Below are 26,121 nucleotides of genomic sequence, written 5' to 3'. Positions count from 1 at the left end.
CCCGTTATGCCGATATCGGCATAAGGGTCATTGGACCGGCCATCGCACCCGGCTCAACCGCGACCAGCGCGGGAGCTTCGGTAGCCCGGACTATGCGCGGGAGGAGCTGGTGGCCGAGATGGCGAGCGCCTTTGCCTGTGCCTCTCTGTCGATCCGGCCGACCGTGCGGCATGCCGATTATGTCGGTGCGTGGCTCGCAGTCCTGCGCGAGGACGAGAAGGCGATCTTTCGCGCCGCGAGTGCCGCAAGCAAGGCGGCGGACTATCTGCTCGGGCTCGCCCTCGCCGATCAGCACCAACGCCAGCAATGAAACCATGCGCATAAGCTGTGGATCGGATTGGTCTTGCCATCCGGTCCGCGCCTGCCACAGGTTATGGGTTCCATGCGAAACGATCTCGATCATCTGCCGCAGGCCAAGCAGCGCGAGCTCGCCCATGTTGTGCGCATCCTGTTCGAGGAATTTGCCGAGATCACCGCGAGGACAACCGATCCGAAGAAGAAGGCGGCCCGGATCCTCAAGCTGGTGCTGTTTGGATCCCATGCCCGCGGCGACTGGGTCGACGATCCTATCGGCGGCTACATTTCCGACTATGACATCCTCGTCGTCGTCAACGACGAGCGCCTGACCGACGTCACCGAATATTGGGGCGCGGCCGACGATCGGCTGATGCGCGAGGTGACCATCGCGCATACGCTCAGCGCTCCGGTCAATTTCATCGTCCACACGCTGACCGACGTGAACAAGCAGCTCGAGCGCGGACGACCGTTCTTCGTTGATATCTTGAAGCAGGGCATCGCGCTGTATGAGGCGGAAGGCTTTCCGTTCGCAGCGCCGCAGAACTTGCCGCCCGAGCAGGCGAGGGCGGAAGCGTGGGAGCACTTCGATACTTGGTTCCCCAGCGCAGAACGCCGGCTAACCGCCTTCGAAATGGAGATGCGGGAGGCGGCTCGGGATTCTGAGTGGAGAAAGGATGCGGCCTTCACGCTCCACCAGGCTGCGGAACGGCTCTACCACTGCACGCTGCTGGTGCTCACACTTTACAGCCCCAAGTCGCACAAGCTGAACTTCCTGCGTTCGCGCGCGGAGGACATCGCGCCGTCACTGATCGAAGCATGGCCACGTGACGACAAGGACAGCCGCAGGCGGTTCGAGCTGCTGCGCCAAGCCTATGTGAACGCGCGCTACTCGCCACACTATAAGATCACTGCCGAGGAACTTACGTGGCTCGGCGAGCGCGTCGCGGTACTGCGCGATCTTGTGCGCGCGGTCTGCGACGCGCGACTTGCGGCGCCCGAGTAATCGGGCGCCGCAAGTCGGGGGTTTCTTGGGGGATCTGACGGCGAGAGAGAAGATCGACGAACTCTCCCGCTCGAAGCCGCGTCCGATCGAGCTCATCGACTCCCCGCACTGCCACCGATCCCATATCTCCGCCCGCTGAAAAGCCGAGTAATATATCCGCCCAGGCTGCTTCATCGCTTCACTCCATCCCTTCATCAGAATGAAGTGTCGCGACCACCCGTTGAACCCACCGGCGTTAGCGGTCATTCCCGTTTATGAGTTCAAATGTCGGGCAATGTAGGATTACGGCTGAAAGAACGGCTCTGGCTCCTTCTCATCGTCGGAACTGGTTCATGCCTCGCTTTGCGCGCGGACAGGGGCGCCTGCGGAGGAGGAATCTTTTCCACATAGCAGGTGTCAACCGTGTCAAGCTGGCTTCGTCGGAATCGGTGGAATTCTGTGGGATTCGCCTTCCACGGCCAATCGGTCGTCACCAGTTGAACATCGTCCCGTCCTCGAGCCGGTTCACTGGCAGATAGGCGCGCTGATATTCGTATTTGGCGGCAAGCGCCTCGTCGATGTCGACGCCCAGGCCGGGCTTGTCGCCCGGATGCATCAGGCCCTGCTCGAAGCGATAGGCGTGCGGGAAAACCGCGTTGGTCTGCTCGGTGTGCACCATATATTCCTGGATGCCGAAATTGGGCACCGACAGGCCGAAATGCAGCGCCGCGGCCATGGTGACGGGCGAAAGGTCGGTCGCGCCATGGCAGCCGGTGCGGACCTGGTAAAGGTCTGCCAGCGCGGCGATCCGGCGCAGATGGGTGATCCCGCCGGCATGGACCACGGTGGCGCGGATATAGTCGATCAGCTGCTCTTCGATCAGCAGCTTGGCGTCCCAGATCGAATTGAAGATCTCGCCCACCGCCAGCGGCGTGGTGGTGTGCTGGCGAATCAGCCGGAATGCGGCCTGGTCCTCCGCCGGCGTCGCGTCCTCCAGCCAGAACAGGCGATAGGGCTCCAGGTCCTTGCCCAGCCGCCCCGCTTCGAGCGGAGTCAGCCGGTGATGGACGTCGTGGAGCAAGTGGATGTCCCAGCCCAGCGCATCGCGGCCGCGCTGGAACAGCTCGGGGACCATGCGCATATATTTGGAGGTCGACCAATAGGATTCCTCGGGCAGCGATCCCTTGGCCGGCTCGTAATAGAAGCGCTCGCCCGATACGCCGTAGGTCGCCTTCAGCCCCGGTACGCCCGATTGCAGGCGGACGGCCTTGTAGCCCTTTTCCAGATATTCCTGCGCGCGCTCGATCGTCTCGGACACGTCCGATCCGTTGGCATGACCATAGACCATGCAGCCCTCGCGGCTCGCGCCGCCAAGAAGTTGGTAGACGGGTAGCCCCGCAATCTTGCCTTTGATGTCCCACAACGCCATGTCGATCGCCGCGATCGCGGTCATCGTCACCGGCCCGCGCCGCCAGTACGCGCCCTTGTAGAGATACTGCCAGATGTCCTCGATCGAATGTGCATCCCGGCCGATCAGGATGGGGGCGATGTGGTCGGACAGGTAGCTCGCAACCGCCAGCTCGCGGCCGTTCAATGTCGCGTCGCCGATGCCGTAGACCCCTTCGTCGGTCTCGATCTTGACGGTCACGAAGTTGCGACCGGGGCGCGTGACGATCACGCGGACAGACGTAATACGAGGCAAAGGCTGGTCCCCTGGAGTGGTCAGACCAATATCCCCTTTCCGAAGCGAGCGTGTCAACCTATGATCCCGGCAAGAGCAGGACAGATATGAAAATCACGGGCAACAAACTCTATCAGCGCGTGGCCGCGTCGATCGCCGACGGGATCGAAGGGGGCCGCTGGTCGCCCGGCACGCGTCTCCCCGGCGAGCGCGACCTGGCCGAGGAATATAAGGTCAGCCGGCCCACCATCCGTGAGGCGATGATCGCGCTCGAGATGAAGGGCTGGATCGAGGCGCGGCATGGCTCGGGCCTCTATGTCACGAAGCGCGACCATGGCAGCGGACGGCGTGAGGACGCACTCAATTTCGACGTCGGCGCGTTCGACCTGACCGAGGCGCGAATCCTGTTCGAGGGCGAGGCGGTTGCGCTTGCGGCGGTGTCGATCACCGACGAACAGCTCGCGGAACTCGATGGATTGCTGGCCGAAATGGCAGTGAACGAAACCAACGAGCCGGCGCTGCTCGACGCCGATCACCGCTTCCATTTGGCGATCGCCAATGCCACCGGCAACGCGGCGATTCGCAGCGTCGTCGAATATCTCTGGGAGTTGCGCACCAAGTCGCCGCTCTGCGCCAACATGTTCGCCCGTGCCCAGCGCAGTGGCGTGACGCCGCGAGTCGAGGAGCACCGGCCGATCTACGAGGCGCTGCGCAGTCGCGATCCCAATGCGGCGCGCAACGCGATGCGGCTGCACCTGCGCGGTGTGGTCGATGATCTCCTCGAAGCCACCGAGCTGGAGGTCATGGAGCGCGCACGCAGTGAGCTCACTGCCCAGCGTGACAGCGTCACGCGGCGGCTCAAGATAGGATCGGCTTGACACCGGTAGTCCGGTGACGGAAATTGGCCTGACCAATAGGAGAGGCCAATTGCGTAAACCCCTGTCCGCGCGCGCGTTCTGCGCCGGCGTCTGTCTTGCCGCGCTCGCCAACCCCGCTTTCGCCCAGTCCGCCGCGCCGAATCCGCACGGGCCCGTCTATGCACAAGCCCCGGCGATGGACGCCACCGTCACCGGCCGGCTGCTCCCCCAGCTCGAGGCGCTGCTCCACCAGCTCCTCCGCGAGAAGCGGGCGCTGGCGATCGACGGGGTCCCGGTGTTCGACAGCGGTGACAAGTTCCTCCCTGGCAAGATCGCCTCGGGCCTGTCCTATCTCCTTCTCGCCACGCCCCGCGGCGATCCGCGCCTCCAGGAATATCTCGCCGCCTATCGCGACATCGCCGATCTCACCGTGGGCGAGCACAATGACAGCTGGGGGATCTATTACTATATCTCCGCGCTCCACGCGCTGAAGCAGGCGGGCCTGCTCGACCAGGCCGTTCGTCCGGAGACGCTGGCGGCGCTGCGCGAGAAGCTGGACTGGCGCCGCTTCGTCGACGCGAAGACGCTCAACCTCATCAATTTGCCCAATAATTATTACGGCGTCGCCTTCAGCGTCGCGCGTCTGCGTTATCAACTCGGCTGGGAGGACGCCTCGGCCAGCGACGCGCTGCTCCAGCGGATGCTCAGCCACTACCAGACCTATTCGGGCGAATATGGCTTCGCCGACGAGACCGACGGGGAAGGGCGTTTCGACCGCTATTCGGTGCTCCTGATCGGCGAGATCGCCCAGCGCTTCATTGAAACCGGCATGGCGCCGACGCCGCAGGTCAAGGCGTGGCTGCGCAAGTCCGCCGAACTGATGCTGCTGCGCGCGAACATGACCGGCGAGGGCTGGGAATATGGCCGCAGCATCGGTGCTTACGGCGAGACCGCGTTTCTCGAAGTGCTGACCGCCGCGGCCAAGCTGGGCGTGCTCAACCCTGAGGAGCGCGACATGGCATATGCGTTCTCCTCGCGCATCGCGGCGCGCTATGTCGATTTCTGGCTCGATCCGAAGACGGGTTCGGTCAATCTGTGGGACGCGGGCCGACGCACCGATGCCTATCGCGGCAAGCATCGGATATTGGGCGAGAATCTTAGCCTCGCCCGCCAGTATATCTACACCAACGCGATCTGGAACGAGCTCGGCTATCGTGGCGTTGCGCCCTCGACGGGCTATGCCGCCTGGTTGAACACGGCCCCCCCGATCACGCTTACCTGGTTCGCTCGTGGCGCCCATGATCGTGCGCTGCTGACGGTGCGCGACGGTGCCCATGTCATCGGCCTCCCGCTGATCAACGGCGGTGACAGCCAGCACATGAAGAATCCCTATTTCCCCGTACCTTATGCAGCGGGAATGCTCTCCGGCTCGGCGGATGCGACCTATCCGAACCTGGTGCCGCGCTTCACGCTGGCGGACGGCAGCGTGCTGATGCCGCTCGCCTGGTTTCGCGACGTGAAGCTGATCCGCGCGAGCAAGGGGACGATCCTGACGTATCGCCTCGACGCGATGGACCGGATGGGTGGCAAGGATTCGCTCGCCGACAAGCGGATCACCGTCGAAACGCGCTATGAATTCACGCCCGGCAGGATCGTGCGGACCGATCGGTACAGCGCGGCCAAACCGCTCGAAATCCGCGCGATAGATATGGAATTCGCCAGCTTTTCCGGCCTGCCGACCGTCAAGGGCTCGGACATCCGCTTTGGGGAAGGAGAAGTGACAGGCTTCTCCACGCAGGGCCTCCTATGCGCCCCGCAGCCGGTCACCGGCGCACCCTATCAGGCGCCGAGCGGGCCATTCGCCACCCGTGTCGCCTGCCACCGCGGCGCGCTCCGGCTGGATGAGCCGCTGAGCCTCGGCTGGACGCTCACCTACAAATAGCAACTGCACTTCTGCGCAGATTGTTCTGGTCAATTGGGTTGACACCGGTAGCATATTGGCCTTACCAAAATGCACGACCCGGTAAACGGGCGTCGAAATCGCTAGGGGAGTGAATATGTCAGGTGTCGTCGCTACCACGCTGAGTCGCGCTGCATTACGGATTGCACTGCTGGCCTCAGCTTGCGCGGCGCTGCCCGCTTTTGGTCAGACAACCTCCGATCCGGTCCAGACCGATTCTGCGCAGACGAGCGTCGAAGCTGATGAGAGCGCCGAGGTCGAGCAGGGGATAGTCGTCACCGGTGCCCGCGCCGAGCAGCGCAGCTCGATCGACGTCAAGCGCAACGCTGCGGTGATCCTGGACGGTATCGTCAACGACGAAATCGGCGCGCTGCCGGACAATAGCGTCGGCGATACGCTCGAGCGCATCACCGGCGTTTCCGCCGATCGCTTCAAGGGCAATGCCAACGAGCTTTCGGTACGCGGTCTGGGGCCGACGCTGAGCTTTTCCGAATTCAACGGCCGTGAGGTCTCCACCGCGGGGCCGGACCGCTCGGTCGCGTTCCAGCAATTCCCCTCGGAGCTGGTCAACGGCGTCATCGTCTACAAGTCGCAACAGGCCGACTTCCTCGAGGGCGGCATCGGCGGTGTGATCGAGTTGCGCTCGCTGAAGCCGCTCGATTACGGCAAGCGCCGAATCCAGGGCGAGTTCCGGGCGTCCTATCTGCCCAAGGACGACGACATCGTCGGCCGCGACGGGCTCGGGTACCGCGCCAATCTCTCCTATGTCGACCAGTTCCACACCGGGATCGGCGATATCGGCATCTCGATCGGCGTGCAGCGCCAGGACGTCGCCGCGCCGGAGGATTATTATAACGGCAACTCGGCCTATGTGCCGTGCAACACCAGCGCCAACAACGGCACGCTGGCGACCGGCACCACTGCGCAGCTCAACGCCGCCGGCGCCAACTCGAACTGCACCCAGGCCGCCGCGCCGCGCACCGGCATCGGCGAGACGGTGGGGGACACATACTACGCAACCCAGTCACGCAGCTGGCGCCAGCAGCGCACCCGCGAACTCCGGAATGCGGTGATCGGTGCGCTGCAGTGGAAGCCGACGCCCAACCTCGATATTTCGTTCGACGGCCAATATTCGAAGCGGGAATCGACCGAGGACCGCAACGTTTTCGCGATCGCCGAGGCGCTGCGCGGCATCAAGCCGCTGATCATCGGCGATGGCACCAACGGCTATACCGACGGTGCCCTCATCAAATATTCGGGCAACTCGAACCTGGAAAACCAGCTCGAACTGCGCGAGCGCGACGAGGAATATATCGCCGGTGCCGCCACGGTGTCGTGGAAGGACGATCACCTCGCCATCACCGGCGACGGCAGTTTCTCGCAGTCGCACCGCACCGAGACGCAGAAGGCGACGCGCATGCGCTCGACCACGCGTGTCGGCTATACGCTCGACTATAGCGACAGCCCGATCGTGCCTGTGGTCAGGTTCAACAATTTCGACATCAGCAACCCGGCCAATTTCGGCGCCAACGCGGCGACCGCGGTCTATGCGCGCAACCGCCTGGTGACTGACCGCAAGGACGATATCTATGCTGGCCGGCTCGATGCCGAATACAGCTTCGACCAGGGCTTCATCCGTTCGATCAAGATTGGCGGCCGCTATTCGGAACATCACCGTACGCTGGACGGCAACGCCAACAACGATCTGAACACGATCGTCGGCTATGGCGGGATGACGCCGGCACAGATCATCAACAAGGCGAACCAGGATTGTCGCGGCGCCTTTCCGACCAAGCAATATTTCCCGACCACCAACACCAACGTCAACAATTGGGCGACGTTCGACAATGAGTGCCTGTTCCGCACCTTCACGGGCAGCGACAGCGCATTGCCGATCCCGAGCGAGACGCGCGATCCGGGCGACATCGACGTCCGCGAGCGGATCAAGGCGGCCTATGCGATGGCGAGCTTCGGCGGCGATCTGGGCTCGACACCGTTCAGCGGCAATATCGGCCTGCGCTATGTGAAGACCAACATCACGTCGGTCGGATTTCGCCTGCCGTTCAAGGTGACGATCGACACCGCCTCGGACAATTTCACCGTGGCTGCCGACCCGACCGGCAAGATCTCGACCGACACGCTGAAGGGCGACTACGAATATTTCCTCCCCAGCATGAACCTGGCGTTCGAGCTGTCGAACCAGGTCAAATTGCGCCTCGCCGGTTATCGCGCGCTGTCACGTTCGCCGATCGAGAGCTTCGGCGCGGGCATCAACCTTAATCCGACCACGGGCACTGGCGGAGCAAGCAGCGTCACCTTCAACCCGACCAGCGGCAATCCCAACCTCAAGCCGCTGCGCGGCTGGAACGCCGATGCCAGCCTGGAATTCTACCTTTCCAAGGACACGCTCTTCTCGGTCGCGGGCTATTACAAATGGCTGCGCGGCACCGTGATCTCGCGTTCGGCGGGCATCCCAACCTCGATCACCGTCACCACGGTGGTAGATGGCGGCGCGCCGAGCCAGCAGACCTATAACGTCAACCTGATCGCACCGGCCAATGACCCCGAGATGCGGCATCTCTATGGCGTCGAGTTCACCGGCAGCCATGCGTTCAGCTGGCTCCCGGGCCTGCTCAGCGGCTTCGGCGTTTCGGGCTCGCTCAACGTCGCCTGGGCGAACTTCCAATATCCCGACACCTCGACGCTGGCGCCCTATCTCGACCCCGAGAACCTGATCGGCTTGTCGAAATATGTCGCAAACGGCTCGATCTATTGGGAAAAAAGCGGGCTCTCGCTGCGCGCGAACTACCGCTACCGCTCGCATTATTACAAGCCGAACAGCTCGACCAACCGCAGCGTCCAGGACGCCGGCTATCTCAACCTGTCGGCGCAGTACGACGTGACCAAGAACGTCCAGCTCAAGTTCCAGGTGCTCAACGTCACCGACACCAAGGACGTGTTCTACAAGGGCGGCTATGACAGCATCGCCGAAGTGAGCGAGAGCGGTCCGCAATATTATTTCGGCGCCCGGTTCCGGTTCTGAGGGGAAAACCTGTGCGCAAAACCCTTACCTCCCTCGTCCTGCTGGCGGCCACCGTGTCGCAGACTGCACAAGCCGGGATCGCCTCCCCTGGCCCAAACTCAACGCAGCCGGTCTGCCAAGGCGTGGAAGGATATTCCGCGGCTTTTGGTGGGCGCAGGACCTTTTTCTTCGTGCCCGACGTGCTTGAGCGGCTGAAGGCGAGCCGCGAGAGCGATCCCGCGGTAGCCGCGGCCTATAAGGCGCTGATCGCCAAGGCCGAGGCGGCGATGCGGAACCCCCTCTATACTGTGGTCGACAAACGGACGATCCCGCCCTCGGGCGACCGTCACGACTATCTGAGCGTCGGGCCGTACTGGTGGCCAGATCCGTCCAAGCCCGACGGCATGCCGTTCATCCGCAAGGACGGCGAGATCAATCCCGACCGCTCGAGCGACAAATATGACGTCGCCGATCTCGATTCGATGAGCGCCGATGTCGAGACGCTCGCGCTGGCTTACTATTTCACCGAAAACCCCCGTTATGCGGGTCGCGCCGCAAGCCTGCTTCGTACCTGGTTCCTCGAACCAAGCACGCGGATGAATCCCAACATGAACTTCGGCCAGGCGGTGCCGGGGCGTGAGAATGGGCGCGCGGAGGGGATCATCGACACGACGCGCCTGCAGCGCGTGGTCGACGGGATCGGACTGATCGGCCCCTCGGGCAAGCTGACCGCCGCCGAGCAGTCGGGCCTCGAGAAATGGTTCGGCGACTATGTCGACTGGATGCGATCGAGCCCGAACGGCAAGGCCGAGGACGGCGCCAAGAACAACCACGCCATGTGGTTCGACGCGCAGGCGGCGCAGTTCGCGCTATTCGCCCGCCGGCCGGAGATCACCAAGGCGGTGGTCGATGCCTTTCCCAAGCGCAGGATCGCGCCGCAGTTCACGCCCGAAGGCAAGCTGCCGCAGGAACTGACCCGGACGCGCAGCCTGCATTATTCGATCTACGCACTGCTTGCCGCTTATGACGTGGCGGAGATGGGCAAGTGCCTGGGCGCCGATCTGTGGAACTATGCCGATCCGAGCGGCAAGGGGCTGCGGCGCACCACCGATTTCCTGGCGGGCTATCGCGGCAACGTCGCGAGCTGGCCGTACAAGGAACTGCGCCCCGGCACCGGCGAGTTGGACGAACTGCTCCGCCGCGCCAAGCGGGCCTGGCCCGACGGAACCTATGTCGCGACCGAGCCGGCTGAGCTCAAGCGCTTCATGAAGGGCGGCGGCAGCGAGGCCGAGGGCGCCGAGCGGTAGCCGGTTACCCTAAAGTCACAAACGTCACGGGGCCCACGCGTGCGCACGCGTGAGTGCGAATGGTCCTCCGTCACCCCGGCCGAAGTGCCGGGGTCCACTTTGCGCCCATGTGAACCGCTGGAAGTTTGAGGGACTCGCGTGCGGACAGGTGGCCCCCGGTACTTCGACCGGGGTGACGATTGGGGAGCCAATGGTATTCGCGATGAGAAAGAGCATCGCCAGCGTCGCAGGCGAAGTCCTACATTTCCAGCCTATTCCGGGCCCTTGCACGTCGCCGGGCGGGCATGCGGGGTCAGGTGGGCGCGATCGGCGTTCTGCTTGTCGAACTCGGCCGCGGTCGTATCGGCCCAGGCCTTGAACGCAGCGAGCGTCTTGGGGGCGGTCGGCTCCTGAACCCAGGCGGCGGCGAAGGCGTAGCGGATCCGGGTGGGATCGCAGAACTCGACGAACAGCGAGCCATTATTGGCGCCGGTCTGCACCGCATCGCTGACGCGGTAGAACAGGACGATGCCGAGATCATCCTTGGCGAGGCTCTGCTTGCCCCAGGTGCCGAAATAGCGCCAGCGGCCGGCGCCGCCCGAAACCTGGGTGGTGCCCGCATGGAGCGTCAGCCCCGCCACCATTTTGGGCGCCGGGCCGGTGACGATCGAGGAGACCATGGTGATACGCGAGCCTGGTTTGATGGCGTAGCGGGTCTTCATGTTCGCGGGGGCACCGGCGCCGGCAAAGCCATCATTGTCGACATCGACCAGCGCCAGGGGACCGAGGTCGCGTGCCTCGACATGGATGGTCGAGCGGCCGAGCTGGGTAACCTTGCCCTCGCGCAGCACGCCGATGCCGCCCATGCCGAGCGACTGATCGACCTGGAATATGTCCATGCCCCAGTCGGCGAGCGCGTGATAATCGTCGTGCCCCATGCCGATCCGGGGCAGGATCGGTGCCGGCAGGCGCTTGCCGTAGATGTCGGGGACGTTCCGCTCGTCGAGATAGAGGCGATAGGCGACTTTGTCCGACTCCCAGCCCGGCCCTTCGAAGGCGATCAGCTGGTCATGGATCCGGTGATCGGCGGGGACGTCGAAGCTCTCGACCAGCCCGAACGCGCCGCCACTGACCTTGCCGTCGGCGCCGCGTGTGCCGCCCTGCTGGACGTTGAGCGTCGCCTTGGCGAAAGGCTGGGAGGCGTCCTGGCCCTGGCTGGGCGCCGCCAGGAAGAGCAGGGGCGTTGTCAGCCAGAATATGCGCTTCATCCCAGCTACTCCGCGAGATCGTGTACCGCGCTCCCTGCCAGCAGATAGGCGCCGACGCCATAGAGCTGCGTATCCTCGGCCTTCACGACATCGGGCCGGTCGCTGACCTGCTGCACCCAGCCGAGCCGGCCGTCGGGCTGCACCGCGCGCTCCAGCGCCGCCCAGCCACGCGCGACGGCGGGCAGATAGCGGTCGCGCGGCAGGATGCCCGCCTTGATGCCCCAGGCGAGGCCGTGGACGTAGAAGCCCGTGCCGCTGGTCTCGTCCGCCGAACGGTTCGGATCGGCGAGCAGCGAGGGCGGCCAATAGCCGTTCTCGCGCTGGAGCGTCACCAGCCGCTCGGCCATCTCCTTGAATAGGCCGACATAATAAGCGCGGCGGGGATCGTTCTTCGGAAGCTCGGGGATCAGCCGGGCGAGGCCGGAAAAGACCCAGCCATTGCCGCGGCTCCAGAACAACTTCTCGCCATGGGCGCCGCGCTGAGCGAAGAAGCGGCTGTCGCGGAAATAGAGATGCTCGGTCTTGTCGAAGAGCAGGTCGGTGGTCGCCTTGTACTCCTGGTGCGCGAAGGCGGCGTAGCGCTGGTCGCCGGTCTCGCGGGTGAGGCCGTAGAGCGTCGGCGGGGCCATGAAGAGCGCGTCACACCAGCACCAGCGCGTCGTGCATTCGGGATCGCCGCCCTGCGCCGGGGCGACGAAGGTGAGGTCGTGGCGGAGCGGCTTGGCGAGGATCTTGTCGAAGGTCGCGCGCATCGGCTCGAGCGCTTCCTTGCCGCCGCCATGTTTCGCGGCCCAGAGCCAGACCGCGCCGATCAGGTGATCATCGGCATGGTAGAGCCGGCCGCCGAGCGTCCAGCCGAGCTTGCGTCCCGTCGCAAGGATCGCGTCGCGGTAGCGCGGGCTGGACGAACGATCGGCGACGTCGACCAGCCCGACCCAGAACGCCGCCTGCTGCCAGTCGCGCGGGTCCCTGGTGCTGGCGCGGGCGAGCGGGATGTAATCGAGATTGTCGAGATGGGCGAGCTGCCAGTCGGCCATGCGCTCGACCGAGGCGAGGATCTGGGTGCGGGCTGGAAGGGCGGCGGGGGCCTGCTGCGAAGCGGATGCGGGAGAGGGAGGATCGCAGGCCGGCAGGAACGCCAGAACAGCCAATGCCCAGCCAAGCTTCGCTCTCATACCCTGCTTCTCCCGTGCTACCGTTGTCATCGCAACTTGGGGGCGACGATGTTGGCGCGCGCTCGCCCAGTCAAGTGGTAAGGCCAATTTGTCGCGACCGTTTGACGCTACGGCATCTGCGATCTCTGCGCAGAACAACCGATTCCGGTGTAATTTCAGGAATTAATCTCGCCGTGGCCGGGCCATTCTGCTAAGACGATGGGCGTGAGTACTACCGCGCAGCCTTATGATTTCCACGTCGACGTCGACCAGGCCGATATCGATTTCATGGGGCATGTGAACAATGCCTCCTATCTCAAATGGGTGCAGGCCGCGGTTATAAGCCATTGGCAGCATCTGGCACCTGTCGAGGCGGTCGCGCAGCATCTGTGGGTCGCGCTGAAGCACGAGATCACCTATCGCCGCCCGGCCTTCCTCGACGACGATGTCGTCGCGACGGTGCTGCTCGAGAAGGTGCAGGGCGCGCGGGCATTCTACGAGACGGTGATCACCCGCGGCAGCGAAGTGCTGGCCGAGGTCAAGTCGAGCTGGTGCTGCCTCGACGCCGAGACGCTGCGCCCCGCACGGCTGGCGAAGGACGTGATCGACCGGTTCTTCGTGAAGAGCGAAGGCGAGGTTCAACCGGCGGGTTGAGCATCGCGTCGTGCGACTGTGATTTCAGGATAAAATTGGCGGGAATCCCGGTTTTTCCGATTGCGCGCACGGTCGAGCGCCGACGTCAAGTTGACACGGTTGACACCTGCTATGTCGAAAAACCTTCCTTCCCGGAATTTCGCGCTTTTCGAGATCTGACGATGAGAAAGAGCCGGCCCGACGGTGGCAGGTGAAATCCTACATTTCCAGTGGCTTCCGGACTCGTCACCCCGGACATGTTCCGGGCCCCACGGTGCCGCGAACGCCGCGAAAGAGGCTCAGGCCGCACCGCCCGCCGCCAAGTGGACCCGGGCACTTCGGCCGGGGTGACGGATAGGGGGGAGCCTAAAGCTCCATCTGCTGGAGGAAGCGGCAGACATCCTCCGGCATGAAGGGCTTTTCGAGGACCGGGCGCTTGATCTCCTCGAGGAAGCGCGCGGCGGAGGCGCCGAGCGTGTCGCCGGTGGTGAAGGCCATGCGGGCCGCCAGATCGGGGCGGGTCGCGGCGAGCCAGGCATGGAGCTGGGGGCCGTCGATCCCGGGCATGCGCAGGTCGCTGACGATCAGATCGTAACTGCCTTCGCGCAGCTTGGTTTGGGCATCGGCGCCGCCGATCGCCAGCTCGCAGGCGAACCCTTCGACGGAGAGGAAATCGGCGAGCACCTCGGCGATCTCCGCCTCGTCGTCGATCACCAGCGCGCGCCTTGTGGCGGGCAGCGCCGCGAAGTCGGAGGTGTCCTGGGGCTTGCGCAACGCCTGGACGGGGTCGATCGGCAAGGTAAGGCGGAAGCAGGCGCCCTGCGATGCCGGCAGCAGCTCCAGCCGGCCGCCATGTGCTTCGGCCAAGCCTTGCGAGAAGGACAGGCCGACGCCGGTGCCATGCCCTTCGGGCTTGGTGGTGTAGAAGGGCTCGAAGATGCGGCGCCGGGCGTCCTCGGGCACGCCGGGGCCGTTATCGGCGACCTCGAGGATGACGGTGTGCGGCAGGCTGCCGGGCGCGGTGCGCAAGGTCAGCTTGCGCTGCGGGCCGGCGCCGACGGCGAGCGCCTGCTGCGCGTTGACCAGCAGGTTGATGATGACCTGGTGGAGCTGATCGGCGTCGGCGGAGATGTTGGGCAGCGACGGCGCCAGGTCGAGCTTCGCGATGATGCCGTCGCTGCGCAGGCCATATTCGGCGAGCTCATAGGCGGCGATCGCCACGGCGTTGAGATCGACCGCCTCGCGCTCGGGCTGTTTCTGGCGCGCCATCGCCAGGAAGGTCTGGACGATGCGCGAGCAGCGATCGGCGGCGGTGCGGATCTTCTGCGCGCGTTCGGACAGCTCGCCGCCCTGCGCCTGGCGCTCGAGCATGATCGACTGGGCGACGACGATCGACAGCGGATTGTTGAGCTCGTGGCTGACCCCGGCGAGCAGTGAGCCCAGCGCGGAGAGCTTCTCATTCTGGTAGAGCGCCTCACGCGAGCGGGCGAGCGCGGTTTCGGCATGGACGCGCTCCAGCGTGACCCAGGCGCGCTCGGCAATGTCGCGCATCAGCTGGAGCTCGTCGCTCCGCCAGCGCCGCGCATTCTTGTCCTGCACCGACAGGATCGAGCGCATCATGCCGTCCTTGACCAGAGGCACACTGATAAAGGCGCGGATCTGGGTGAGCGCGTAGCGGAGGCGCGCGGCTTCCTCGGCGCGCGGATCGGTGGTGACGTCGTCGTACGAGACGAGCTCGCCGCACACCCATTCGCGGTCCACCGAAGCGCTGATGCTGCCCATGGTGATGCTGTTGCCGAGATTGCTGCCGACGCCCTTGTGCCATTCGTTGACCACGGTGAAGACGCGGCCCTCGACGTCGCTTTCGGCATAGGTGACGCGGCTAACGCCGAGATGCTCGCCGAGCCATTCGAGCGTGGTCGCCATGATCGCGTGGGGCGAGGTCTCACGCCGGACCTTGTCGCTCCAGGCGAGCAGGAACGCCTGGTTGCGCTCTCGCTCCTCGAGCGCGGCCTGGGCGCGGGCGCGCTCGAGCGACACCCAGGTGCGCTCGGCGACGTCGCGGAGCAGCTGGATCTCGTTGTCGCGCCAGTGGCGGGGCAGGCAATGCTGCACCGACAGCGCCGAGCGGACCTGGCCGTTCTCGATCAGCGGCACGCTGACAAAGGCGAGGATCTCGGCGGCGGCATAGGCTTCGACCACGGCCGTTTCATAGGCGATGCGCGGATCGGTGATGACGTCGTCATAGCGGACGATCGTGCCCGCCACCCATTCGCGCTCGACCGTCTCGCCGACATCGTCGAGCGAGAAATCGGTATCGACGATGCTCATCACCCCGTCGCGCCATTCGCCGAGGATCGAGAAGACGCGGCCGGTCTTGTCGCTCTCCGAATAGGTCGCGCGGGTGACGCCGAGATGCCTGCCGAGCCATTCGAGCGTGGTGGCCATGATCGATTCGGGCGAGCTTACCCCGCGCACCGCGTCGCTCCACTCGATCAGGAACGCCTGGTTGCGGTCGCGCTCCTTGAGCGCCGCTTCGGCGCGGGCGCGGGCGATCGAAGTGGCGGCGCGCTCGGCCAGTTCCTCGCACAATTCGATCTCGTCGCGGGTCCAGCGGCGGGGATTGGCGTCGAGCATTGCCGCCATCGCGACCGGCCGGCCTTCCTTGACGATGGGGACGTTGATGCTCGCGCGCACGCCCATCGCGCTGGCGGTCCACTGGACGGTGTCATCCGGGCCGCGGCCGAGCATGTCATTGTCGTCGATGACGCGCGATTCCTCCCAGGAATAGCGCGTGGCGAGCGCGGCGAACGCTTCGTTCAAGCGGAAGCGCTCGGCGGCGCCGCGCTGGGGGATGCCGTCGATCGCGTGGAAGACGTCGAGCGTGGCGGATTCGCCGTCGCTGGTCTCGCCGAAGAGGAAATGGCGGATGCCGAGATGCCGGAGGAGGATGTTCGCGACCAGCTCGAGTATCGCGTCGCGATCGGTGAGGTAACGCGAACCCTCGTGAAAGGCGCGCAGCGCGCCCTGGCGCCGATCATGCGCCTGGTCTTCGCTGGAATGGACCGCGACAGCGCCTATGGCTGTGTCCGGCATGCTGAATCTCCCCGCACGCATCGTAGCGCTTTATGGGCGATTTGCGGAGAGGGGGAATCTCTGCGCGGTCGCGAAGGATTTCAGGTTGGTCGCAGGTTCGTCGCAACTTCGTCGCAGCGGGTGATCCCGAGCCGGGTGGACCGTTCCGGCCATTTGAGCACGAGGCAATATGCTCCGCTGGTCGACGGTTGGCCTAGGTCACGAGGAGTAGGGGGACGCATTCGCTTCGCCGAACGAAGGCCTCGATCATAAGGCGACTGGCAACCTACGGGCGGTTCATTTTGCTCGGACACGCGCAATGACCGCTTGGCGCCCATATCCTGCCGATACGGCGTCCAATTGCGTCGCCCGAAATCGGTCGTCGAGCGTAGTGCAATCGGAATGGCTGTGGCGATTCTCGTTGGCTCGAACGCCCAGAAAGTTTCGAGCGGAGGCTTGTCTGGCTTGCGAAGGAACTCGATCTGGGCAGCGAAGTCGCTTCCACGCCGCCTTCAAGCGGCAACGTCCACCCGAAGGATCCAGTCATGACCCAGATCGACGCCAGCCTCGCCGGCCAGTTCAGCATCGGCGGAGACATTCCCATTCATCGCCTGGGTTTCGGCGCGATGCGGATCACCGGCCCTGGCATTTGGGGCGAGCCCGAGGATCGCGCGGAAGCAATCCGCGTGCTCAAGCGGCTGCCCGAGATCGGCGTGGACTTCATCGATACCGCCGACAGCTATGGGCCGTTCGTCAGCGAGGATCTGATCGCCGAGGCGCTCCATCCCTATGAAGGGCTGCTGATCGCCACCAAGGGCGGGCTGGTCCGGCCCGGCATCACCGAGGGGCAATGGCCGATCGTCGGCGACCCCGCCTATCTGGGCCAGGCGGTGCGGATGAGCCTGCGCCGATTGAAGGTCGAGCGGATCGATCTATGGCAGCTCCACCGCATCGATCCCAAGGTGCCGCAGGACGAGCAGTTCGATGCGATCAAGTCGTTCATCGACCAGGGCTTCATCCGCCATGCCGGGCTGAGCCAGGTGAGCGTCGCGCAGATCGAGGCGGCACGGAAGGTGTTTCCGGTGGCGACGGTGCAGAACCGCTACAATCTGGTCGACCGCGCCGATGAGGACGTGCTCGACTATTGCGAGGCCAACGGGATCGGCTTCATCCCTTGGTTCCCGCTTGCAGCGGGCGACCTCGCCAAGCCGGGAGGCGTGGTCGACTCGCTCGCGCGCGAAAAGGGGGCCACGCCCGGTCAGATCGCACTCGCGTGGATGCTGAAGCGCAGCCCGGTGATGCTGCCGATTCCGGGCACCAGCCGCGTCAAGCATCTCGACGAGAATGTCGCCGGTACGGCGGTGTCGCTCACCGACGAGGAGTTCGCCAGGCTGAACGCCGCCTCGCCAAGGTCGTGAGGAACCGATGGCGGCGACCGGCTGTGGTCGCCGCCGTCCAACGAGACGCGCTTGCCGCAGTAAGCGCCCCGGCAGCGGGGACGGGCCGCCGGGGCGTTCCGCCTCAGGCGGGTTCGGAGAATTTCGCGGCTTCCTCGGAGCCACTGGTGGCATTGCCGGTGGCGTAGGAGTGCGCGCCGGTGCCGGCGAGCTTGCCGCCGTCGACGATCAGATATTCGTCGCGGATCGGCCGCCCCTCGAAATAGCATTCGAGGATTTCGCGCGTGCCCGCCGCATAGCGCGCCTGCGCCGACAGCGACGTGCCCGAAATATGCGGGGTCATGCCGTTGTGGGGCATGGTGCGCCACGGATGATCCTTGGGTGCGGGCTGGGGGAACCAGACGTCGCCCGCATAGCCGGCGAGCTGGCCGCTCTCCAGTGCTCGGACGATCGCGTCGCGGTCGCACAGCTTGCCGCGCGCGGTGTTGACCAGATAGGCGCCGCGCTTGAAGTGCTTCAGCGCCTCATCGTTGATCATGTGCTCCGTCTCCGAGTGGAGCGGCACGTTGAGCGTGACGACGTCGCAGACCTTGTACATGTCCTCGCGGCTGTCGTGCCAGGTCAATCCGAGTTCCTTCTCGACCGATTCCGGCAAACGATGGCGATCGGTGTAATGGAGATGCATGTCGAACGGCTTGAGGCGCTTGAGCACCGCCAGGCCGATGCGGCCGGCGGCGACGGTGCCGACATGCATGCCCTCGACATCGTAGGAGCGCGCGACGCAGTCGGCGATGTTCCAGCCGCCTTTGCGTGCCCAGTCGTGCGACGGGATGTAGTTGCGCACCAGTCCCAGGATCATCATCACCACATGCTCGGCGACGCTGATCGAGTTGCAGAAAGTTACCTCGGCGACGGTGAGGCCGTGCGCGATCGCCGCGTCCAGATCGACATGATCGGAACCGATGCCCGCGGTGAGCGCGAGCTTGAGCTTGGGCGCCTTGGCGATCCGCTCGGCGGTCAGATAGGCAGGCCAGAAGGGCTGCGAGATCACCACCTCGGCGTCTGCCAATTCGCGCTCGAGAACCGAATCCGGACCGTCCTTGCTTGACGTCACAACCAGGGAGTGGCCCTGCGACTCGAGATAATTGCGCAGGCCCAGCTCGCCCGATACCGAGCCAAGCAACGTGCCCGGCGTGAAGTCGATCGCCTTGGGGGTCGGCAACGTCTGCCCGTCGGGATATTTCTCGATCTTGGGCAGCGCGTCCCGCGCATAGGAGGTGGGATACCCGTCGATCGGATCATCGTAGAGCACGCATACGACCTTCGCCATGTCGTCATCCTTTTCATCAGCGGTGCAGGACGGGCGCGTCGCTGGCGCGATGGAAACCCGCGCAAAATCGCGGCGGATCGGTGTCGAACCATGATGCGGCGTCAGCCATCCTCGTCCGATCGTTTCGCGAGTCGCGGGGTGCGCTCCGCTCCGGACGAGGCGGACACTTGATCTCGACGCCGCTCGAAATCCAATGAAAGTCTTGGAAGGATTGATAGGCGCTATCTATCAAAATGCGGCGAAGGCGGCTTCGATATCGGTCTCGAGCGCGGCCGCGAACAGCGCGCCCGCCATCGGGGAGCGTGGGTCCCGATCGGAGATGATGAGACCGATCGTCTCGCTGTGAACAGGATCGACGATGTCGATCGCCGCCAGTTCAGGTTGCTTTCCCAGCACGTGGAAGAAGCTGTGCGGAACGATGCTCGCCCAGTCCCCGCTACGAAGATGGGCGCACACCGCCAGGAACGAGTTGCTGACGACGACGGGATGGACAGCCAGGCCGATCGAGGTGGTCAGCCGGTCGATGATGCGCCGGTTCTGCATGTCCTGGCTGAGCAGGCACAGCCGCTCGCCGGCGGCTTCCTGCCAGCTCACCGCGGCACGGCCGGCGAGCGGATGATCGTGCGGGACCACCAGCTTATAGCGCTCGCGATAGAGCGGCAGGCGCTGGACATGTTCGACGGGCTCATTCTCGAGATAGGTAACGCCGCCATCCAGCTCGAAGGCGTCCAGACCTTCCGCGATGGCGCGCGACGTCATCGAGCGGATCTCGATGGTCGCGGCGGGATTGGCAGCGCAGAAGCGTGCGGTGAGGAAGGACACGCATGGCATCGCGGCGGGAATCACGCCGAGCCGCAAGTCGCCGACCAAACCCTGGCGCGCGCCGGCGAGATCGTCGCGCAGGCTGGTATAGTCGGTAAGGATCTGCCGGCTCCAGGCGAGCAGCTTCTCTCCCTCGGGCGTCAGGCCGACGAAGCGATGGCTGCGCACCACCAGTGTCGCACCGAGATCCTCCTCCAGCTTGCGGATCGCCGCCGACAGGGTCGGTTGCGCGACATTGCAGGCATCGGCGGCGCGCGCGAAATGGCGCTCCTTGGCGAGCATGACGAAATAGGACAGGTGTCGCATCAGCATGGGTCGCGGCATAGCACGGGTGCCGCTCGAGCCACCTCATCCTCGCAGTTGCCCCGTTCCTGGAGATGCAGGATGGCATCATGAACCCGGATCTCCCCGCCCGATGGACGCGCGCCTCGCCGAACCGGCTTGAAGACAGCCAGCCAACATTGCCAAGGGGGATCCGCCCTTTTGCTTCCACGCCAAGGCGACCGCCCGTGCTCGCCTGAAATCAGCTTTCCAGCAGGCGCTCGTAGAAACCGCCGAAGCTGCGGTCGGGGGACACGAGATGGATCTCGAGGATCCAGTGCCGGGGATTTCCATGCGCATCGGGATCGCGCATCCGTGCCGCATTGCCCGGGAATATCAGGCGCGCCGCCTTGTCGCCGGGGCTCCTGGCATAGGGAAACTGCCCGACGAGATGCCCCGCGATCTTGCCGCCGAACAGCCAGCCGCGACGCTCGGCCTCCTCGTTGGCGATGGCATACAAGGCCGCGCCGGTGATGTCGGGATCGGCCTCGAACCGGGCTTTGAGGGCGTCGAAGATGATCGGCAGGTCGGCGCAGAGCGCATGCTTCACTGGATCGTCGCCGACCGCATAGCTGCGCCCGACATCGGCTTCCCAGGCGCCGAACACCGGCCCGAGATCGAGAAAGACGATATCGTCCTCGCCGATCACCCGGTCCGGCGCCGCCTCGCCCGCGACGCACAATGTGTTGATGCCCGCACGAACTACCCGGTCATGCCAGTGCTCGGTGACGCCGAAATCCCGGGATGCGATCGTGAAGATGTCGCGCTCGACCTCCAATTCGCTCCGCCCCGCCGCGATCAGGCCCGCGGCCTCGATTGCATCGAGCAGGTCCAGCCCCTTCCTCTCGGCAGCGACCAGCGCGGCGAATGTCTCATCATGACTCTCGATCATCAGCCGCTTCTGCTTTTCCTCGGTTCCGCGCACAAGCCTTCCTCGCATTGTTCGGGCTGCTGCTGCTGTTTCCCGCGCTCGCCGATCGTGCGACCCGACCGCTGGTCGCGCTCGGCTCGCGATCTGGGCCTCCCTTATCCGGTCGCGCTCGCGGGTCAGAAGCTGGCGGTCAGGTTGAGCGACAGATATTTGGTGTCGCCGTTCGTCGGTGCATTGGGAGCCGCGCGCAGGAAGCGGCCCTTCGCTAGCCAGACGCCATCGACCTCGACCCGCAGCCGGTCAGGGACGATCCAGGTGCGCACTCGCGCATCGACCTGATGCCCGGCAAAGCTGCCCGCGCGTCCGGTCGCGTCGCGCACGCCCGTAGTCGAGAAGGTATCGGTGCGATCGGCGAGCCACATCAGCCGATAACCGACGAACCAGTCGACCGCCTTGCTGGGGGTTGCCTCGACGCGGAGTCCGGGCGTGGCAATGTTGGCGCGGCCGACGGCGTTGTAGAGTCCTGCGGGCGCGAGATCGGCGCGGCGCATGCCGAACAGGGTATCGAACCGGCCGTAGCGGCTGCCCGGCCCATCGCCACTGGCGCGGTCGAACTCGATCGAGACGCGCGGCTTCCAGCCGCCGGTGAAGCTGTAGCCGATATCGGCATGGAAGAAGGATGCGCTGACGGCGAGCCGCGGGGCGGTTGCCGCGAGGCTGCTGCTGACATGGCCGAACTGGTAGATCGCCTCGATCTCATAGTCGATCGCGCCCGCCTTGGGATCGCGGATGATCCGCCCGCCGACGGTGTCGAGCGAGCGGTCGCGGCTCGGCCGGCCCGGCGCATCGCGTTCACCGAGATGATAGAAGGACAACTCCGCCATCGCGTTGCCGATGGTTTTCGATCGCGAGACGGTGCCGCCCCACAGCACCTGGTCGAAGCTCTCGCGATCGACCCGCGGCTTGTTGTCGAGGATAGAACTCAGATCGTCGGGTAATCTGACCTGCGGCAGAACGTAGAGGAAGGTGCCGCGCAGCCCGCCTTTGCCGGTAATGTCGGCCCGCAATCCCGTATAGCCGTTGGTCGTGTTGCGGTAGTCGTCGGCGGCGACCAGCCGGCGCGAGCCGATATTGAGCAGAAAACGGCCGCCCTGCAGCGACAGCGATGTCCCGTCGCCGAACGCATTCGCCGCATCGACAGCGACATAGGCCTGGACCAGTTCGAACGTGTTGACTTCATTGGTGGAAACCGGCGTGCGCCGGTCGGCAAGCCAGGCCCTGCTATCATAGACTTCGGCCGCCAGCTTGACCGGTCCGGTCTTGTATTGCGCCGACAGGATCGTGCGCAGGTTCAGCAGATCATCGCTGGCGTTGAAGCCCGGGCGCGCCTGGCCGTCGATCGTCTCGTAGCGCAGGCGCATCGAGCCGCTGACATCGAGCCCATCCGGCGCGGAGGGTGGCCCACCTTGAGCCCATGCCGGACCCGCGAGGGCAAGCAGCCCCAGCGGGGCGGTCGGACTCGCGCGCCGTAGGATGAACGCCCGCCGGCGCCGCAGGATCGCCATGTCAGCCGGCCGTCAGTGCCGGGAAGCGTCGGCTCGCCGCGCTCCGGTCGATCGCCTTCATATAGGCGTCGACATAGGCCGCGGCCTTGGCGCCATAGTCGATCGCATAAGCGTGCTCGTACATGTCGAGCGCGAGTATCGGCGTGCCGCCGGCCAGCGTCATCGTGTGGTCGGCGGCCCATTGGTTGACCAGGCAGGCTGCGGCGATCGATGCTGGACTCGGACACGGGTTACTCCTGGGGGGCTGGGCGTGGGTCATCGGGTGAGGCCCGTAAGATAGAGGATCACGCCCGCGGCCGAGGCGACCAGCAGCGTCGGGATCGCACCCGCCTTGAAGCGCAGCATCGCGACGATCGCGGCAGCCGACAGGAGCAGTGCCCAGAGATCGACACTCGCGAGCACGGGCATGTCGAACCGGACCGGACCGGCCGCAAACGGCTGGACCTGGCGGAAAATGGTGTGGATCGCGAACCAGATGGCGAGGTTGAGGATGACGCCGACCACCGCCGCAGTGATCGCGGACAGCGCGCCCGCTACCGCCGCGTTGCCGCGTAGCCGCTCGATGAACGGCGCGCCGAGGAAGATCCACAGGAAGCAGGGGATGAACGTGACCCAGGTCGCGAGCAGCCCGCCGAGCGTGCCCGCGAGCAGCGGGTGCAGCATCCCCGGCGCGCGATAGGCGCCCATGAAGCCGACAAATTGCAGCACCATGATCAATGGTCCCGGCGTGGTCTCCGCCATGCCGAGCCCGTCGAGCATTTCACCCGGTTGCAGCCAATGATAGGACTGCACCGCCTCCTGCGCGACATAAGCGAGCACGGCATAGGCGCCGCCGAAGGTCACCACCGCCAGGGTCGAGAAGAAGGTAGCGATCTGGCTGAACACATTGGCGGGACCGAGCCAGACGAGCAGGATTGCAACCGGAACCAGCCACAGGGCCAGCCACACGCCGGCGGTCCGGATCGCCTCGCGCGGTGCGACCCGGGCATGGGCGGGGAATTCCTCGCCGAGCAAGGTCTCGGCATCTTCGACGATCGCGCCCTTAGCGACGCCGTGGCCGCCGCCGACCTTGAACACCGCCAGGCCCGCGCGTCCGCCGAAATAGCCGATCACGCCGGCGGCGAGCACGATGAGCGGGAAGGGTATTCCTACGAAGAAGATCAGCACGAACGCGAAGGCGGCCATGGCGCGCATGACATTGTTCTTGAGCGCGCGGCTGCTGATCCGCACCACCGCCTGAAGCACGATCGCCAGCACCGCCGCTTTCAGCCCGAAGAACAGGGCCGAGACGATGCCGAGCTTGCCATAAAGTGCGTAGATCCAGCTCAGCGCCATGATCGAGACGACGCCCGGCAGCACGAATAGCCCGCCGGCAACGATGCCACCTTTCGTGCGATGCATCAGCCAGCCGATATAGGTGGCGAGTTGCTGGGCCTCGGGGCCGGGCAGCACCATGCAATAGTTGAGCGCGTGGAGGAACCGGTGCTCGCCGATCCAGCGCTTCTCCTCGACCAACACGCGGTGCATCATTGCGATCTGTCCGGCGGGGCCGCCGAACGACAGCGACGCGATCCGGAGCCACACCCAGAAGGCCTCACCGAGCGTCACTTCGGCCGGCCGGGAGCGCGGGGTCGTCGTGCCGGCCGCCAGGGCTTCCGCGCTCATGCCGGCACCCGCGACTTGGCCGGTTTGTGCGACGTCCAGTCGTGTGTTTCGTCGGTGGCGTCGCGGCACCAGCGATAGAGCGCATCATAGATCGCGATGCCTGCCTCGAGCTGTTCGAGATCGTCGGTGTACAGGCGCGACAGCCCCAGCGAGATCGCGAGCAGACCGGCTGCTTCGGGCACAATGTCGGGCCGGGCTGTGTCGGCACCGCGGACGATCAGCGCAAGCCGCTGCAGCCCGTCGATGCCGCCGAGCCCGAACCCCTCGACCATCACGTCGAAGGTGCAGCGCTGGCCGTCATGGGTCCAGCGTAGCCCGTCGGCCTCGATGTCGAACGGCGTCGCGCCCATCTGCTGGGCGACGCCGGCCACCTCGGGGGCGGGGACGAACAGGAACTTGGCATGCGGATCGACGAACCGCCGGATCAGCCACGGACAGGCGATCCGGTCGACCTTGGGCCGCGCACGCGTGACCCACAATGTCCGGCCGGCGGCGTCGCGCGCCGGCAGGGCCGTGGTATCGAACATTGGCAGGCCGGTAGCAGCCCAGCCGCGAATTCCGCCATCGAGCACGTCGGCATCGGCTCCCGCCTCGCGCAGCCAGGCGGCGGTGCCATGCCCCATCGCCCCACCGTCCTCGCAGGCGACGACAACCGCAGCGTCCGCGAATTCCGGGGCCCAGTCCGCCAGATCGGCAAAGGGGCGGCGGATCGCGCCGGGTATCAGGCGGGGTTCGGCGGCGAATGCCACGTCGCTGCGGATGTCGAGGATCACTGGCGCGCGCGGCGTGCCAAGGAGGCGAACGAGCTTATCGGGGGCTATGGCGTTTATTGCAGGCATGACGCGTCCTCAAGTGGGTTGGGACGCGATACTTCAGCCTGTCGCCTCATGGGGAGATCGCAGACCCCATGCGACGGATAGTGCCGCTCGCGGCGCGATCGGTCAAGCTATAGCCGACGATTGGCTGAGCCGATCGATCCGAACTCTAGTGCCCCTGAAACCCGCCATTCAAGCGGACATAGAGACCGCCAGTGCAGCTATCGTGCGACCGCGGATGCGCGCTCGACCGCGAGTTGTTCCGATGCGATTCGCTGAAGCGACGCGGCCTGTTCCTTCGAAATGCCCAGATCGTCCGCCGCGCGCTCGTCGGGTCCGAGCGTTCGGGGATCCACCCCCGTGACCTGCCCGAACACGATCAACGCCTCGAGATAATAGCCCCAGATGCTCGCGTGGTAATGGTCGTAGGTCCACAGATCGACCTGACCAAAGGCGATGCCGTCATACGGATTGGGATCCGCAACACCGGCGGCGAAGGCGCGGTCCCAGGCCTGGCCGACGGGCAGGATCCCGTCGATGTCCGGCGAGGCTTTCCTGACACGCTCGGCGGCGAAGCGGAGATCGTTCGCCATCGTATCGATTGGCTTGCCCGACCAGGGACTGCCCGGCTGATAGACCTTGTCGGCGCGCGACCAGGTCGACATCAGCAGCACTTCGGCCTTGGGATTGGCCTGAGTCGCCATCGCCGCGAGCAGCGGCGCATATTTGAGATAGTCGGTGGCGTCGCCCGGCCGCTGGCGGTTGAGCTCGCTCAGCTCCTGGAGGATCACCACGTCATAGGCGCCGCCCAGCTTCGCGCGGCGCTCCTCATAATGGAAGGCGAGCGGCTTGCCGCCCTGAGTCTCCAGGCTGACCTTCCAGCTTAGCCCCGCTTCCTCGGTGAAGGTCTTGAACAAAGCCGGCACGCCGCCATAGCCGTCGCCGTTCAGATCGGTGACGGCATCGGCGCGGTAGCGCTTCACCGCCGAATGCGCGCCCTGGGTGAAACTGTTGCCGACGAACAGGATTGTCTTCTGAGGCGGAGCGGCCGCCTGGGCCAGCGCAGGGGCCGGCACCAGGGCGAACAGGGCGAGAAGCAAAGCCTTCATACGCATACCTC

General features: G+C 65.3%; 20 protein-coding genes. 8 read left to right on the top strand and 12 right to left on the bottom strand.

Annotated elements, in window-relative coordinates:
* Together IAG41_RS10665 and IAG41_RS10660 are read left to right on the top strand one after the other, a co-directional pair.
* The coding region (locus IAG41_RS10665) for a zincin-like metallopeptidase domain-containing protein (RefSeq protein ID WP_262408575.1) at window positions 1–310 on the top strand (310 nt) is incomplete at its 5' end.
* 72 nt (window positions 311–382) lie between these two features.
* Window positions 383–1,300 (top strand): HEPN domain-containing protein, encoded by a 918-nt coding sequence (locus IAG41_RS10660; RefSeq protein ID WP_187728572.1) that lies wholly within the window; start codon window positions 383–385, stop codon window positions 1,298–1,300.
* Between the two features lie 469 nt (window positions 1,301–1,769).
* Here the strand turns inward: IAG41_RS10660 and manD are convergent, their stop codons facing one another.
* Complete coding sequence (gene manD, locus IAG41_RS10655; RefSeq protein ID WP_187728571.1) at window positions 1,770–2,981, bottom strand: D-mannonate dehydratase ManD; 1,212 nt, start codon at window positions 2,979–2,981, stop codon at window positions 1,770–1,772.
* 86 nt (window positions 2,982–3,067) lie between these two features.
* On the opposite strand from manD, the gene IAG41_RS10650 reads away from it, so the two are divergent.
* From IAG41_RS10650 to IAG41_RS10635, 4 genes are all read left to right on the top strand, one after another.
* Window positions 3,068–3,838 carry a FadR/GntR family transcriptional regulator gene (locus IAG41_RS10650; protein ID WP_187728570.1) on the top strand — a complete coding sequence of 257 codons (771 nt, stop codon included), beginning with the start codon at window positions 3,068–3,070 and terminating at the stop codon, window positions 3,836–3,838.
* A gap of 49 nt (window positions 3,839–3,887) precedes the next feature.
* The gene (locus IAG41_RS10645; protein ID WP_222950616.1) at window positions 3,888–5,759 is read left to right on the top strand and encodes a hypothetical protein; all 1,872 of its coding nucleotides are present in this window, start codon (window positions 3,888–3,890) and stop codon (window positions 5,757–5,759) included.
* Between the two features lie 115 nt (window positions 5,760–5,874).
* A complete protein-coding gene (locus IAG41_RS10640) occupies window positions 5,875–8,820 on the top strand; it encodes a TonB-dependent receptor (protein WP_187728569.1) in 2,946 nt (981 codons plus the stop codon).
* Between the two features lie 170 nt (window positions 8,821–8,990).
* Entirely contained in the window at window positions 8,991–10,106 is a 1,116-nt protein-coding gene (locus IAG41_RS10635) for an alginate lyase family protein (protein WP_316251136.1), read from the top strand.
* 251 nt (window positions 10,107–10,357) lie between these two features.
* Here the strand turns inward: IAG41_RS10635 and IAG41_RS10630 are convergent, their stop codons facing one another.
* Together IAG41_RS10630 and IAG41_RS10625 are read right to left on the bottom strand one after the other, a co-directional pair.
* Entirely contained in the window at window positions 10,358–11,353 is a 996-nt protein-coding gene (locus tag IAG41_RS10630) for a DUF4861 family protein (protein ID WP_187728568.1), read from the bottom strand.
* Window positions 11,354–11,358: 5 nt separating this feature from the next.
* A complete protein-coding gene (locus tag IAG41_RS10625) occupies window positions 11,359–12,528 on the bottom strand; it encodes a glycoside hydrolase family 105 protein (protein WP_187728567.1) in 1,170 nt (389 codons plus the stop codon).
* A 204-nt stretch (window positions 12,529–12,732) separates the two neighbouring features.
* Here IAG41_RS10625 and IAG41_RS10620 point away from each other — a divergent pair, with 204 nt between their 5' ends.
* A complete protein-coding gene (locus tag IAG41_RS10620; protein ID WP_316251135.1) occupies window positions 12,733–13,161 on the top strand; it encodes a thioesterase family protein in 429 nt (142 codons plus the stop codon).
* A 345-nt stretch (window positions 13,162–13,506) separates the two neighbouring features.
* On the opposite strand, the gene IAG41_RS10615 is transcribed toward IAG41_RS10620, so the two are convergent.
* Window positions 13,507–16,236: a GAF domain-containing protein gene (locus IAG41_RS10615; RefSeq protein WP_187728565.1), complete on the bottom strand. Its 2,730-nt coding sequence runs from the start codon at window positions 16,234–16,236 to the stop codon at window positions 13,507–13,509.
* A 524-nt stretch (window positions 16,237–16,760) separates the two neighbouring features.
* Between IAG41_RS10615 and IAG41_RS10610 the strand changes: the two genes are divergently transcribed.
* A complete protein-coding gene (locus IAG41_RS10610) occupies window positions 16,761–17,633 on the top strand; it encodes an aldo/keto reductase (RefSeq protein WP_187728564.1) in 873 nt (290 codons plus the stop codon).
* 103 nt (window positions 17,634–17,736) lie between these two features.
* On the opposite strand, the gene IAG41_RS10605 is transcribed toward IAG41_RS10610, so the two are convergent.
* From IAG41_RS10605 to IAG41_RS10570, 8 genes are all read right to left on the bottom strand, one after another.
* Window positions 17,737–18,942: an NAD-dependent formate dehydrogenase gene (locus tag IAG41_RS10605; protein WP_187728563.1), complete on the bottom strand. Its 1,206-nt coding sequence runs from the start codon at window positions 18,940–18,942 to the stop codon at window positions 17,737–17,739.
* A gap of 228 nt (window positions 18,943–19,170) precedes the next feature.
* Window positions 19,171–20,076 carry a LysR family transcriptional regulator gene (locus IAG41_RS10600; protein WP_187728562.1) on the bottom strand — a complete coding sequence of 302 codons (906 nt, stop codon included), beginning with the start codon at window positions 20,074–20,076 and terminating at the stop codon, window positions 19,171–19,173.
* Window positions 20,077–20,287: 211 nt separating this feature from the next.
* The gene (locus tag IAG41_RS10595) at window positions 20,288–20,977 is read right to left on the bottom strand and encodes a M24 family metallopeptidase (RefSeq protein ID WP_187728561.1); all 690 of its coding nucleotides are present in this window, start codon (window positions 20,975–20,977) and stop codon (window positions 20,288–20,290) included.
* A gap of 155 nt (window positions 20,978–21,132) precedes the next feature.
* A complete protein-coding gene (locus tag IAG41_RS10590; protein ID WP_187728560.1) occupies window positions 21,133–22,521 on the bottom strand; it encodes an alginate export family protein in 1,389 nt (462 codons plus the stop codon).
* 1 nt (window position 22,522) lies between these two features.
* Entirely contained in the window at window positions 22,523–22,780 is a 258-nt protein-coding gene (locus IAG41_RS10585; RefSeq protein ID WP_222950615.1) for a Fe-Mn family superoxide dismutase, read from the bottom strand.
* Window positions 22,777–24,186 carry a chromate efflux transporter gene (chrA, locus tag IAG41_RS10580; protein WP_187728559.1) on the bottom strand — a complete coding sequence of 470 codons (1,410 nt, stop codon included), beginning with the start codon at window positions 24,184–24,186 and terminating at the stop codon, window positions 22,777–22,779. The genes IAG41_RS10585 and chrA overlap by 4 nt, the downstream gene beginning before the upstream one ends.
* Complete coding sequence (locus IAG41_RS10575) at window positions 24,183–25,025, bottom strand: chromate resistance protein ChrB domain-containing protein (RefSeq protein ID WP_187728558.1); 843 nt, start codon at window positions 25,023–25,025, stop codon at window positions 24,183–24,185. Before IAG41_RS10575 ends, chrA begins: the two co-directional genes overlap by 4 nt.
* Window positions 25,026–25,222: 197 nt before the next feature.
* Entirely contained in the window at window positions 25,223–26,110 is an 888-nt protein-coding gene (locus tag IAG41_RS10570) for a DUF4886 domain-containing protein (protein WP_262408574.1), read from the bottom strand.
* Window positions 26,111–26,121 lie beyond the last annotated feature (11 nt).

Origin of the sequence: Sphingomonas sp. JC676 (assembly GCF_014489075.1) — a bacterium.
Taxonomy (GTDB): Bacteria; Pseudomonadota; Alphaproteobacteria; order Sphingomonadales; family Sphingomonadaceae; genus Sphingomonas.
The sequence above is the reverse complement of the archived record's forward strand: the minus strand, read 5'-3'. Positions and strand labels throughout refer to the sequence as shown.